This is a genomic window from Micromonospora sp. NBC_01655, assembly GCF_026339755.1.
Taxonomy (GTDB): Bacteria; Actinomycetota; Actinomycetes; order Mycobacteriales; family Micromonosporaceae; genus Micromonospora.
On sequence record NZ_JAPEQF010000001.1, the window covers coordinates 2,935,135 to 2,947,849 of the forward strand.

13 protein-coding genes and 1 pseudogene are annotated in these 12,715 nt (G+C 68.3%); 11 read left to right on the plus strand and 3 right to left on the minus strand.

Annotated features, from left to right (window positions below; translation table 11 throughout):
• Positions 1–62 precede the first annotated feature (62 nt).
• The 4 genes from OOK41_RS13840 to OOK41_RS13855 all read left to right on the plus strand — a co-directional run bounded on the left by OOK41_RS13840 (position 63) and on the right by OOK41_RS13855 (position 2,448).
• A complete protein-coding gene (locus OOK41_RS13840) occupies positions 63–200 on the plus strand; it encodes a hypothetical protein (protein WP_266265136.1) in 138 nt (45 codons plus the stop codon).
• Between the two features lie 150 nt (positions 201–350).
• Complete coding sequence (locus OOK41_RS13845) at positions 351–998, plus strand: choice-of-anchor M domain-containing protein (protein ID WP_266265138.1); 648 nt, start codon at positions 351–353, stop codon at positions 996–998.
• Positions 995–1,648, plus strand: a complete 654-nt coding sequence (locus tag OOK41_RS13850) for a choice-of-anchor M domain-containing protein (RefSeq protein ID WP_266265140.1) — start codon at positions 995–997, stop codon at positions 1,646–1,648. The genes OOK41_RS13845 and OOK41_RS13850 overlap by 4 nt, the downstream gene beginning before the upstream one ends.
• Positions 1,649–2,166: 518 nt before the next feature.
• Positions 2,167–2,448 (plus strand): hypothetical protein, encoded by a 282-nt coding sequence (locus OOK41_RS13855; protein ID WP_266265143.1) that lies wholly within the window; start codon positions 2,167–2,169, stop codon positions 2,446–2,448.
• A 137-nt stretch (positions 2,449–2,585) separates the two neighbouring features.
• On the opposite strand, the gene OOK41_RS13860 is transcribed toward OOK41_RS13855, so the two are convergent.
• Positions 2,586–3,026, minus strand: a complete 441-nt coding sequence (locus OOK41_RS13860) for a hypothetical protein (protein ID WP_266265144.1) — start codon at positions 3,024–3,026, stop codon at positions 2,586–2,588.
• Positions 3,027–3,245: 219 nt separating this feature from the next.
• Between OOK41_RS13860 and OOK41_RS13865 the strand changes: the two genes are divergently transcribed.
• From OOK41_RS13865 to OOK41_RS13875, 3 genes and pseudogenes are all read left to right on the plus strand, one after another.
• On the plus strand, positions 3,246–3,671 hold the full coding sequence (locus OOK41_RS13865) for a hypothetical protein (RefSeq protein ID WP_266265145.1): 426 nt from the start codon (positions 3,246–3,248) through the stop codon (positions 3,669–3,671).
• A gap of 140 nt (positions 3,672–3,811) precedes the next feature.
• Positions 3,812–4,617 (plus strand): annotated as a pseudogene (locus OOK41_RS13870) (transposase family protein).
• Positions 4,618–4,695: 78 nt separating this feature from the next.
• Positions 4,696–4,875: a hypothetical protein gene (locus OOK41_RS13875; protein WP_117672542.1), complete on the plus strand. Its 180-nt coding sequence runs from the start codon at positions 4,696–4,698 to the stop codon at positions 4,873–4,875.
• Here OOK41_RS13875 and OOK41_RS13880 read toward each other — a convergent pair.
• Both OOK41_RS13880 and OOK41_RS13885 read right to left on the minus strand, forming a co-directional pair.
• Positions 4,843–5,022 carry a hypothetical protein gene (locus OOK41_RS13880; RefSeq protein ID WP_266265149.1) on the minus strand — a complete coding sequence of 60 codons (180 nt, stop codon included), beginning with the start codon at positions 5,020–5,022 and terminating at the stop codon, positions 4,843–4,845. The genes OOK41_RS13875 and OOK41_RS13880 overlap by 33 nt on opposite strands.
• Before the next feature lie 178 nt (positions 5,023–5,200).
• Positions 5,201–9,244: a S8 family serine peptidase gene (locus tag OOK41_RS13885; RefSeq protein ID WP_266265150.1), complete on the minus strand. Its 4,044-nt coding sequence runs from the start codon at positions 9,242–9,244 to the stop codon at positions 5,201–5,203.
• A 192-nt stretch (positions 9,245–9,436) separates the two neighbouring features.
• Between OOK41_RS13885 and OOK41_RS13890 the strand changes: the two genes are divergently transcribed.
• The 4 genes from OOK41_RS13890 (at position 9,437) to OOK41_RS13905 (ending at position 12,577) form a co-directional block, all read left to right on the plus strand.
• On the plus strand, positions 9,437–10,453 hold the full coding sequence (locus OOK41_RS13890; protein WP_117672538.1) for a LuxR family transcriptional regulator: 1,017 nt from the start codon (positions 9,437–9,439) through the stop codon (positions 10,451–10,453).
• Positions 10,335–10,973 carry a transposase gene (locus OOK41_RS13895; protein ID WP_266265152.1) on the plus strand — a complete coding sequence of 213 codons (639 nt, stop codon included), beginning with the start codon at positions 10,335–10,337 and terminating at the stop codon, positions 10,971–10,973. The genes OOK41_RS13890 and OOK41_RS13895 overlap by 119 nt, the downstream gene beginning before the upstream one ends.
• Before the next feature lie 381 nt (positions 10,974–11,354).
• On the plus strand, positions 11,355–11,588 hold the full coding sequence (locus OOK41_RS13900; RefSeq protein ID WP_266265153.1) for a hypothetical protein: 234 nt from the start codon (positions 11,355–11,357) through the stop codon (positions 11,586–11,588).
• Between the two features lie 101 nt (positions 11,589–11,689).
• Positions 11,690–12,577 (plus strand): hypothetical protein, encoded by an 888-nt coding sequence (locus tag OOK41_RS13905; protein WP_266265155.1) that lies wholly within the window; start codon positions 11,690–11,692, stop codon positions 12,575–12,577.
• Positions 12,578–12,715 lie beyond the last annotated feature (138 nt).

Below are 12,715 nucleotides of genomic sequence, written 5' to 3' on the forward strand. Positions count from 1 at the left end.
TGCGGAGGCGACCAGCTCCGGGGCGCCCGAGCCCGGCGTGCCCCCAGAGGTAGGAGAAAAGCGTGCCCCTGCCGTACGCCGAGGTGCCGATCGTGGGTGCCTCGAAGCACGTCGTCGGCCAACGCCCGGAGCTGCTGGCTCCGGTCGGCTCCGGTGAGTGCAGACACGGCGTCGGCGGTTTCGGCCCATTGGATGGGTGACCGGCGGTTGGGTCAGGCGGATGGCACGACCTCCCGGATGCGCGTGCGGATGCGATGTCCTCGATCCCGGGCAGACCCTTCCGCTCGTTAATGGAAACGACTACCGTTTGCGTCAACGGTCCACAAGGGATCGCGGGGAGGGAGTCTTTCGTGCGCAAGCCCATCCGTATGGTTCTCGCCACCGGAATGGTGGCCGCAGGGCTGCTCGCGGCGGCGCCACCGGCGCAGGCCGACGTGGTGACGTTCAGCAGCGGCCACCTCGACCTGGTCGACATCGCCTACGAGGCCGGCGAGCTGGAACTCGGAGTCCACGACGAGGACAACGACGTCGAGTACGCCCCCGACGAAGTCAAGATCGTCGTCAAGCGGCAGGCCAAGGTCACCGTGCCGAACGACCCCGCCTTCGACTTCCTGGGCACCCCCGGGGTGTCGCAGGTGTGGGTCCTGCCTGAAATCCAGAACACCGACCTCGTATGGCCGGGCATCGCCGCGGAGGAGGTCGAGGCCGGTACCTTCACCGCCGACGCACTCGCTCTCCATGTGCGGTCGGTCAGCGGGCCCGGGCAGCTCGCCATCTACACCGAGAACGCCGTCGGGCAGCCCACCGTGCTCGTCGACAGCGGCGACGGCCTGCCCGACACCATCGCCCTGACCGCTGGCGACCACCTGCACGCCAACTGGGCCTTCGACCGCGCCGGCACGTACCGCGTCACCTTCCGGGCCACCGGCACCCTTGCCGCCACCGGGCAGCGGGTCACCAGCGAAGCGACCACCCTGCGCGTCGTGGTGCAAGCGTGAGCGCCATGCGTATCCGCAGCCGACTTCTCGCCGGCCTGAGCCTGACCGCCGTTCTGCTCGTCGGCACCGCGATTCCCGCCGCGGCGGCGCCGATCGTGTTGTCCAGCGGCCATGTCGACGTCATCGACGTCGATTACGCCGGCGGTGCACTGACCGTCAACCTGCTCGACGACACCGTCAGCCCGTCGGTGGAGCGCAACCCCGCCGACGTGGTCCTGCGCGTCCCCAACAGCGCCAAGGTCACCGTGCCCGGCGGAAGCGCATGGTCGTTTCTCGGCACCGGCGGCCATGCCTGGGTACTGCCACAGGCCAGCACCGCCGGGCTGCTCTGGGCCGGCTGGAACACCACCGAGGTACCCAGTGGCGTCTTCCAGAACAACCGAGTCGCCTTCAAGCTCACCAACGTCACCGGCCCAGCCGGCTTCAGCGTCTACACCGTCTCCGGCGGCACCCCGACAGTGCTCTTCGACAGCGGCAATGGCCTGCCCGACAGCCTCAATGTCAGTCGGAACACCCACGCGCACGTGAACTGGGGCTTCGACGCGGCCGGCACGTACACTGTCACCTTCGAAGTCACCGGGAGGCTCGCCTCCGACGGCACCACCGTCAGCTCTGGCGCGAAGACCTGGAATTTCGAGGTCCTCCCCTGACCACCGTCATCCGGCAGTAACCGAACGCCCGCCGAGGCAGGGGGTACCTGCGAGCGGCGGATCCGGCCGGCGCGAGCCCAACGCCCACCCGGGCCTCGCGCCGGCCGGACCGCCACCTCTCGGGCTGCGCCCAGCGGCGGCGACAAGCCGGTTCGATCTCGTGCGGCCTCGCCGCGAACGTCCGCCGAGAGATCTCCGACCTGGATCCCGGCGCGACAAGGGACGCCTGCGAGGAGGCGATGAGCAGATGCCCACCCGCGGCGCCTGTCTCACAAGCCGTCCAGGCCGCCAAGAAGTTCCTCCTGGACCGGATCGACGCCGAGCACCGTCCATATCCCGACGGCCGACGAGATGAATACGACCTGCGCCACGTCGCCTCAGCCGCGGCGGCCAAGGTCGGGCCGCGGTTGACGACGAGCAGCGGTGTCTGTCGTGGGGCGCCCTGATGCGGGATGCGAGGCGCCCGGTCATGTCGGACCTGACACGTAGGGTCAGCCTCCCCGTCTCAAGGAGCTGTTATGAGAACACCCCGCGTGATCCTCGCCGTCACTGTGGCCCTTGTCCTCGCGGGCTGTGGTGGCGGGCACGAGGGCGACTGGTCCAACGAGCAGTTGCAGAAGGACGGGGCCGCTGCGGTCAAGCGCGACCTCGGTAAGGATGGGACTCTTCAATGCGAGGGTGGCCTCACCAACCGGCAGGGCTCGTCGATCCGCTGCAAGGGCTCGGACGGTATGGCCTACATCATCGATGTGAAGAGTGAGGGCGAGCTTCGGGCCAGTGGCGGTACCCAGCCGTTCTGATCAGGGCTGGGGCTGGCGTCGATCCGCAGGTCCCAGCCGGGCAGTCCGTCTCCGCCGGGCAGTTCGTCTCCGTCGTAGTGCACAAGGCTTTGTGTCGAACCACGTGGCGCTGGGGCGTACGGCTTGTTCCCATTGGTCTAGCCAGGTTCAGGCCATGACGCTGGCGGCGAGGCCGGGATCGGTGGCCGTGCGCGCGGCGCGGAGGGCGGAGAGGTACCAGCGTTGTGCGAGGCCGTCTTCGTGGGCGTCGAGGCCATGAATCCGGCGGTCTGGGCGAGCTGCGCGAGGGCTGCGGCGAGCCGGCGGCCGGCTGCGGCGGTGTAGGGCGCGCGGCGCAGGAGCCGTTCCACGGCGGTGAACTGGTCGCTGACGAAGTCGCGGGCGGCGCCGCCCCGATGGTCGTCGAGCTGCTGCGCGTGGGCAACGACGGTGTCGATCATGTCCAGCAGGGGGGAGCTGACAGGCCCGCCCTTCCGGGCGGCGGAGACCAGGTCCGGGGCGGGCTGGTGGAGCGCGGACCAGGCGGGGGCGGTAAGCGCGGCGCCGGTGACAGCGATGACGGTGCGACGGGTCAGCACGGGTCCTCCTACGAGGCTGAGCAGTCCGTTGCTGTCCCAGGGGAGATCCATCGCGTGATTGCCGGCAGCGCCGAACGCGGACGCGGGGCGGTCGTGCCCCAGACATCTTCGAACGCCACGTCGGTCTTGAGCTGGGTGGACAGGACCTCGACAACGAGTTCGGGGATGTCGCCGTGGGGCACGGCGCCGTCGGAGATCCACTTGTAGGGGGTCTTGGGGGTGGACTCTGCGGCTGCTGCCGCGTGCCATCAGGGCGGCGTTGATTCGTCTGAGATCGATCTGTTGGTGCGTCCTGGCCGGATGTCGCTACGTCCCGACGATTGCATCCCGCTACCGCACGGCCCGGTCATCACGGAGCCGGGCTGGATCAGTAAGGCCATCGTCGGCAGCCCGGCCCGGTTGGATCAGCTCACCCGGAGAACGAGTGAGAGCTCGGCAGGTTCGCTCCCGCTGCTGCTGAGCGTCAATCAGGAGGGCGGCCGATTGAATGCGCTGGACTGGCCGGGTGTGGCCCAGTTGCCCGGGAACCTGGCCTTGAGCCTGCTGGCCAAGATTTTTCTGCCTGTGTCGGCCGGGATTCCGTGCCACTGGGTGCCAGCGCGGGTTAATGAGCTGTTCTCGGTAACCAGGCGTGACGGTGTGTGACTGGCGGTTGTAGGCGGTGAATGACACGCCGACGGTGTCGCGCTGCGCCAGAAAAGGAGTGAAGCCCCTGTAGGAAGTGGTCATCTCACTGATCAACTCCACAGAGGCCTCACGTGTCTGCCAGTGTCACATATAGCTGTGTGCTTCCTGCACGGCAGGAGACCGTCCTGTTCGTGTCGGCCTTGATCCACGCCCGGCGCCAGCGTCTGGGAACCCGCCGTGGCCGTCGGGCGTTGACGTGCTTCCAACAGGCGGTCCTGGTCATGCGGTGGTTTCTCGACGGCACCCGAGTGCGGCAGCTGGCGGTCGACAACGCGATCTCGGTCCCGAACGTCTATCGCTGCCTCCACGAGGGCATCGACGTGTTGGCCGGCCTCAAGCCGTCCCTGCACGCGGCCCTGCTGGCGGCGAAGATCGCCGGACATCCTCACGTCAACATCGACGGCACGCTCATCTACACCGACCGGTGCGCGGCGCCCGGACCGACCCCCGGCGTGGATCTCTGGTGGTCAGGCAAGCATCACCACCACGGCGGCAACATCCAGGTCGTGTCGTCACCGGACGGGTGGCCGCTGTGGACCTCCGACGTCCGCCCAGGACGTGAACACACGACACGACCTGCGCACGCGCCCACCCGCAGATCTTGCCCGATTTGACGGCTTGGGCCGGCGACGGCCTGCACGCCCTGGCCGACCTGGGCTACGAAGGCGAAGCCACCATCGTCACCGTCCCGATCAAGAAGACGAAGGGCGTCGAACTAACCGACGCCCAGAAGCAGCTCAACTGGCTACAGGCCCACCCCCGAGCCCGCGCCGAACAAGCCAACGCCCTGCTCAAGATGACCTTTAAAGCCCTGCGCCGCGTCAGCCTCGACCCCAGCCAGATCGGCAAAATCGTCGCTGCCGCACTCGTGCTCCTGCACGTCGATCAGAGCCGAACCACATAATCACCCACCGTCACGAGACGTTACCGAGAATGGCTCAGTCTGCGCCAGCAGCTGTGCCCGCCCGAACTGCTCGGCCGGATGAACGCCACCATGCGGTTCCTGCTCGGCGGGGCGATGCCGCTGGGCGCGCTGCTGGGCACCGTGCTGGGGGCCGCCGCCGGCGCCCGGGTGGCCCTGTGGGTGGGTGCGGTCGGCCTGCTCCTCTCCTGCCTGCCGCTGCTGCGCCTAGGCGTCCCGGCCGACCGCCAGCCCGCGTAGGCCGGTGGGGTGCGCGGTGATGCAGAGGAAGTGGACATGTCGGGTGGCTACTTCCATGACCACCAGCAGGTACAGGCGTCGCGGCAGGATCGTGTCGAAGTGGCACACCCGCTCGGACCAGGGCCAGCAGCGCGTCATGAAGGCCATCGCCCCATGCCGGGGCGGTGGTATCGGCCTCGGGCGCTCGGTGGGTTGTCCGGTGGGGGTACGGATCGACCCACCGGACGTGCACCGTGGGCAGGCAGGAGGCCGCCCTCCGCGCCGGTGGCGTGAAGGGCGGCCTGGTGTGCAGGGTTCGGGAAGGGTCGGACCAGTTGCGCGAGTGTCAGGCGGTGAGGCCGTACGCCCGGTCGATGGTCTGGACCACGCGGTTGCCCGCGCTGTCCCACGCCTCGGTGCGTACCGAGACCGCGCCGGTGGTCTTCTCCAGCTTCGGGTGCTTGACCTGCACCTGCCAGCTACCGTCGCGGTTCTTCTTCACCTGCGCCGCGACCCAGGTCTTGCCGTCGTCGTAGGAGACCCAGCTGCGCAGTCCGGTGATCCCGGGTGCGTTCGGCATGACGTGCCGTGCGGTGACGTCGAACCGGTAGAGCTGGTTGGCCTTCGTGGTGTCGTTGAGGGCTAGGTCGAAGTCGTGGCTGAGCTGGATCAGCGGTTGCCACTCACACGGGCCGGTGGCCTGACCGAGCTCGGCCGACGAGCAGTAGACCGGCTTCTTGACGGTCTGGACCGCGGCACGTTGCGAGCGGAACGTCCAGTCCGTGGTCACCCGCTCGGCCAGGTGCTGTCCGGAGAAGTCGTCGTAGGAGACGGTCTTCAGTTGGTAAGTGCCGGCTTCGGCGGGCAGGGCGTACTGCGTGTATGCCGGGAACGACGACGGCATCGGTGTGATCGGGACCGCGTCGCGGGTGAGCGAGACCTCCATCCGGCGCAGCGGCACGTCACCGGTGGCCAGCCCCGGATCGGCTGCGGACACCGCCCACTGGTAGATGCCGAGCGTGTCGGTCTGGCGGCACACCGTGCAGAACCCAGCCCACTGGTGTTCGAACGGACGGTAGCCGAAGTCGGGCTGCCCGAACACGTACGGTGCCTGGTTGATCTTCTCGACCCGCGTCTCGGACTTGAGGAACCCGTTGTTGCGTGCGTTGATGGTCCGCGTGATGCCGGTGGCCGGATTGGTGAGGACGAAGTTGCGCTTCCAGAGAATGTCGGGCCCGACCACGTTGTAGTAGTCAACCCGGTTGATGGGTGCCTGGTAGACGTGGCCCGCGTTGAAGCTGAAGGTGTCGTCTGGGCCGAAGGTGTGGTTGACCTCGGACATGACCGGCAGGTTCTTCTCCACCGGGAACTGCACGTGCTGCTCGGTGTTCACCCGGACCAGGTCCTTGTGCCGCACCTTGGTGACCAACGTGCTGGGGATCTTGTCGGAGTAGAACGGGCGCAACTTGTACTCGTACGGGCTGGCGATCTGCGCCTTGATGTCCACGTAGGGCGCGCTCGCACCGGCGAGGACGTCGGCGACCTGCTTCCACTGCTGCCCGTCCAGCCAGAGGAACGGCAGGCGCTGTCCGCAGTACTGGGCGAACCAGCTCCCGATCATTCGACTATAGAACGGATCCTTGTTGTGGTTGAGGATTCCAGCCGCACCGGCGTCGGCGCTGCGCTCCTGCGCCGCGCAGTACTCGTCTGCGGTGGTGGCGTTGGCGGTTTCGAGCAGGATCAGCTTGCCGCGCACGTCCTTACCGCCGAGCACGTCGTCGTAGCTGGCCAGTTTGAGTCGTTGGTCGGTTTCGAACTTCAGCAGCCTCGGCGAGGTCAGATTCCACGGTTCGACCAGCTCGCTGTCGTTGTTGTACAGCGGGTTGACCTGGGCCTTCCCGTTGCCGTTCACGGTCATGGCCGCCTCGGGTGCGGCGAGCACCTGTTCGTACCAGAATCGGTACTTACCGATGGTCGCCGTGGTCTTGGTGGGTGTCGCGAAGAGGCGGAGGCCGTAGCCGAAGCCGGTCGTGGTGACAAAGTAGTTGGCGTAGGTGAGGCCGGCGGCGGTGGTGTAGCTGCTGGCTATGAGGTTGTGTACGACCTCGCTGGGTTGCGGCGTGTTGATCTTGTTGATCGGCACCACGTCGGTGTCGAGGTTGTACTCGATGGTGGCGTCCCCGGCGACGGTGTACTGCGGCTCCTCGATCCAGACCGCGGCCTCCAACGAGCCCGTGGCGAACGCCCCCGGCGCGTTGCAGTAGAAGTGGTAGTCGCCCTCGGGGACGTCTACGGTGCCGGTGGCCACGCCGTTGCTCGAGAAGAGAACCTGCGTGTAGCTTTCCCGGCCGCCGCCGCCCTCGTCGTTCAGCTTGCCGAAACTGCAGATGACCTGCCCGCCGAGGCGCAGCTGCGGACCTTCGGTGATGGTCACGGTGATCTGGCGCGACGGCCCCCGGCGCGTCGCGCTGACCGGCAGGGTCAGCCTGGTGCCGGTGCTCTCCTCGACCGCCACGACCGATCCGGTGTAGCTGCCGTCGTCGACCACGCTGGTGTCCAGCGTGACGGTCGCCTGGGCACTGCCGCCCGCCGGGACGGTGACCGTGGCCGGCGCGGTGAGCCCGCTGCTCGCGTCGTCACCGTTGGCCCGGCGCAGCTTGAGGGTCAGGGTCAGGGTCACCGGCGCCGTGGTGGGGTTGCTGAAGGTGAGCTGCTTGTCCACCCGCGGCTGGGCGTCGGGGGTGACCAGGCCGTAGTCGAGGTTCACCGTGTTGGTGGTGACCTGCTGGCGGATGGCGCGGGCTAGGTCGACCCGGCCGGCACCCTGCTCGTAGGCGGTGTACCCGGCGTCCTTGCTGGTGCTCATCAGCGTCGGCTTGAGCTGGCTGGCGGTCCAGTCCGGATGCCGCTGCGCCAGGACGGCGGCGGCGCCCGCCACGTGCGGGGTCGCCATCGACGTGCCGTTCGCCGAGGTGTACAGGTCGTCCACCGGGGTGCCCATCGTGGTACCCGCCGCCCGGGCGGCGACGATGGCGACACCCGGGGCGGCGATGTCCGGCTTGAGCGCCCGGTCCCCGCTCCGCGGGCCACGGCTGGAGAAGGATGCCAGCCGGTCGTTCTTGTCGGTCGCGGCCACGGTCAGCGCGGCATCCGCCGCGCCCGGCGAGCCGATGCTGGACGCCCTACCGTCGTTACCGGCGGCGATGACGAACAGCGCCCCGGTCTCAGCGGTGAGCCGGTTGACCGCCTGGCTGCCCGGGTCCGTACCGTCGCTGCGCCCGCCGCCCAGGCTCAGGCTGACGATCTTGGCGCCGTTGGTCGCGGCCCACTCCATCCCGTCGATGATCCAGGACATGTCGCCGAACCCGTCGTCGGCGAGCACCTTGCCGATCATCAGGTCCGCACCCGGAGCGACACCCTTACGCGTACCGCCGGAACCCGCACCGGTGCCGGCGACCGTGGCCGCCACATGCGTGCCATGCCCGTGCCCATCGGTCACCGCCGATGCACCCGGCACGAAGCTCTTCGACCCCACCACCTTGCCCTGCAGGTCCGGATGGGTGGCGTCGAACCCGGTGTCCAGCACCGCGACCTTCACCCCGGTGCCGTCGAACCCGGCGGCCCAGGCCTCTGGAGCGCCGATCAGCGGCACACTCTCGGACAGGTCAGCCTGCACCCGCTGGTCCAGCCACACCTTGCTGACCCCGGCACCCAACGTTTTCGGCCCCGCAGCCGTGGCACTGGGCGCGCTGGTCTTCGCGGTGGCGGTGGCGGTGCCGGTCAGCGTCGACCAGAAGTCGGCGGCCTTGGCCTTGTCCACCGCCATCCCCGCACCCGAAACGCTGGGCAGGTCACGACGCTTGACCGCACCCGGCAACGCCGCAGGCGACGGGCTCGCCGCCGCCCGAGCCGACGTGCCCGCGCCCGCCGTGTAACTCACGATCACCGGCGTCGAGGTCGCCTTGTCGTCGCCGTACCCGTTACGGGCCAGATACTGCACATCGAACAACTCCCGATCCAGCACACCGGAAGCCACCAGGCCCTGAGCCGACTGCGGGATCACGTACACGCCGGTCGGGTCCGAGTACGCCTGGAACGACCGGGACGCGTTCGGACCGGTCGACCCACCGACTACGGTGGCCGTACCACGACCGTCCGGACCCTCGGTGTAGCGCACCTTGTCACCGGAGATCAACGTGATCACAGCGCTGGTCCCGCCGGGTCCGCCCGGTGTCGGGGTCGCGGTCTCGCTGGGCGTCGTCGTGGTGGCCGCCGTCGGGGCGGCGTTTGCCAGCGGCGTCACACCGACGGTGGTGGCGGCGACAGCGACGACGGCCAGACCGCTTACGGCCGGGCCGCGCCATGTTCGCCAGCGGATTACGCTATGCATACCAATTCCTCCGAAGGGGGATGAGGATGGCAAAGACGTACGAGGGGTGCACGTCCGCGGGCAGTCTCGCAAAAGGTCTTGGTCTCGGGGAAGGAATCTGCCCAATGCACTTGTCGACATGGCGGGAAGTGAACCGGGCCACCGCGAACGCCTCGCCTTTGCAGACCGGCTGGTCAACGGCATGATGAGGGCATGCAGGAGGTGCGGTACCCGTTACCGGGACTCGGTCTGTCGCAAACCGAGCAGGCGCTCTACGAGACACTCGTGGCCGGCCCGGTCAGCGTGCCGGCGGAGGTCACGGGGACGGATGACTTCGCGCGTTTGTTGGAGCTCGGCCTGGTCACCCGGCTGCCCGGGCAACCACCGGGCTGGTGGGTGACGCCGCCCGACGCCGCGTTCGGACCCCACATCGCCCGCCACCGCCTGCGCCTTTACGAACTGCGGCAACGGCTGGACCAGATGACCGGACAGAAGCGGGTCACCGCCAGCGACAGCACCGCGTTGGTCGAGGTGACCCACAGCCCGGAAACCTCCCGCGCCATGTTCGAAGACCTGGTGCGACACACCGAACGGGAGGTGCTGATCTGCGACGCGCCGCCGTATCTCAACGGCCTTCGCAAACAACCCGCCAACTTCGTGTCCCCGCGACGGGGCGTGCGTGTCCGCACCCTCTACGACCGGGAGAGCCTCGCCCTCCCCGGCTCGCTCGCCTACATCGCCGCCTCGATCGAAGCCAGCGAGGAGGTCCGGGTCACCGACGTACCGATGAAACTCATGATCTGCGACGGACGGCGCGCCATGGTACCGCTGCGACTGCGTCCCCTCGAGATGGACAGATTCCTGCTGGTACACGACCTGGTGCTGCTCGCGGCGCTGACGGCACTGTTCGAGAGCTTTTGGGAACAGGCGGTCCCACTGAGCGTGGGGATCAGACTGGATGAACTGCCCGACGCCGACGCGCCGTCCGGTCTCGAACGCGACCTGTTGGCCCTGATGATGTCCGGGTTGACCGACGAGGCCATCGCCAAACACCTCGACTACCACGTCGGCACCACGCGCCGCCACATCCGTCAGCTGCTCACCCGCCTCGGTGCCACGACCCGCTTCCAGGCCGGCTACCAGGCAGTTCAGCGCGGCTGGATCGCTGCCGACGACCGGACCGCCTCACTTCCGCAGGAAGTCCAGCACCGCAGCCGTCTGGTCGGGTAGCGGGTGCCCGGCTTCCGGGAGCAGCCGGACGTCGGCGTGCGGCACGGCGCCCAGCAGCCGCCGACCCTTCGGCGTCGAGCATGACGTCCTGCCTGCCCAGTACGGCGAGCACCGGCATAGTCGACCGCCGCAGCGTGGCGTCGAGCACACGACGCGATCGCCGATATCCACCTTCGGCACCTGTCCGCTGAGATCCGCGAGTTGGAGCGGCTCCCGCCCGCGGCGGTCACCGACACAGCACCCGGGGCTGCTCGACCTCTTCGGTGTCGGCCACGACCGTGCCGCCGTCCTGCTCATCGCCGCCGGCGACAACCCCGAGCGGCTGACCGCAGAAGCCTCCTTCGCCACCCTCTGCGGCGTCAGTCCGGTCGAACGCTCGTGGCGCAGGACCCAGCGCCGCCGCCTCGACTGTGGCGGCAACAGACAGGCCAACGCCGCTCTGTTCCGCATCGCATTGACCAGGCTACGAGCCGACCCGCGCACCCGGGCCTACGTGGAGAAACGAACGTCCGAGGGGTGAACCAAACGCGAGATCCTGCGCTACGTGAAGCGAGACCTGGCTCGTGAGATCTTCAAGATCATAAAAGGCGTCCTACTTTTGCCGGTGGGCGTAATCGACTCCACGAGCGCGTTACCGCCGATGATGTTCGGCTCGCCAACACCGCGATCAGCCTGCTCCGCCTGACCGGCAACCACCACCATCGCCCACGTTCTACGCCGCAACAACCGCCAACCCCAGCGATCCCTACAACTCCTCAGAATTACCTAAGACGGTCATATGACTACCTTGCGGAAGTCCTGCCCTCTCACTTGGTGGACCAGGGCTGGCGCCACGCGGCCGGTAGTTGTATACCTAGCATCATCGCGATTACGGGCTCATTGCTGGAGGGTAAACACGAGAGTGAAAGCTCATTTATCGACGCTAGGCCTCTCCGGCGCCCAGGAAATGCTTTATGAATCTCTTGTTGCGCGTCCCGGCGATATTCCGGAGGAATTCATCGCCGGGGCCGACTTCGGCCGCCTGGCAGAGCTCGGTCTCGTGGCCCGCGCCACCACCCGCTTTAAGGCCGGATACCAGGCGGTGCAGCGCGACTGGCTGACCGCGGACGGGCCGCCCCTGCCGAGGGCGGCGTGATCGGCCCGGCCGAGGAGCGGGCGTACGAGATCCTGGTCGGACGGCCGGGCGCGACCCTGGCCGAGCTTGCCCCGCTCTGGCCAGGACCGGCTCCGCTGGCGGTGGCGCTGGCCCGGCTCGAAGCGGCCGGGCTGGCCAGTGTCCTGCCCGGTTCGCCGGCCCGTTATTCGGCCAACGCCACCGACACCGCCGTGCAGCTGCTCGACGACCGCGAGGCCGCGCTGGAACGGGTCCACGAGCACATCGGCCACCTCACCGACGCCTACCGAAATGCCCGCGCTGGTGGGAAATCGCACGTCGTGGAGCTGATCATCGGCAGGCTGGCGGTCCGGCAGGCCGTTACCCACGTCTACCGGTCAGCACACCAGGAGCTGTGCTGCTTCGAAACTGGGCCGTTCTCCCATCGGGCCGGTGTCGACGGGATCGATCCGGTCTCCGCCGCGGTGCCGTGCCGCCGCGTCTACGACCGGGCGGCAGTCGAGGAGTCCGGTGGCCTGGCCGCCATCGAGGACCTGATCCGGGCCGGCGAGCAGGTCCGGGTGGTCTCCGAACTGCCCGTGCGGCTCTACCTTGCCGACCAGCTGGCAGTCCTGCCGCTGCCGGACGGTGGCGAAAGCGGTGGCGGGGAGCGGGCCATCATCGTGCACCCGTGCTCGCTGCTCGATGCGCTGCGCAAGCTGTTCGACACCCTCTGGGACAGGGCCGTCCCGCTGCACCTGCCCAACGGACGGCAGCGCACCGCCACCGTCCTCGACGAAGATCGCCTGATCATGCTGTTGCTTTCCGGGCTCACCGACGAGGCCATCGCCCGGCAGATCGGCGTGGGCGCCCGGACCGTCCAGCGCCGCATCGCCGTCCTGATGAGCGAACTTGGCGCGCACACCCGCTTCCAGGCCGGGGTCCAGGCCGCCCTCCGCCAGCGCCGAACCGGCGACGAGGACAACGCCAAGGCGTTATCTCGTCGAAACCTGGGATTGGGCTCAGCGTAAACCGGGCCAGAGCGCGAGTCAGTGGGACTGGTTGTAGAGAACTGCACACCGTGCGGCCAAGCTGCGGCGTCGCGATCTGATGCCTGCCTTCGCGCGCAGTTTCGCGCACATCTTGAAGAGATCCCTGGTCCTGAACGC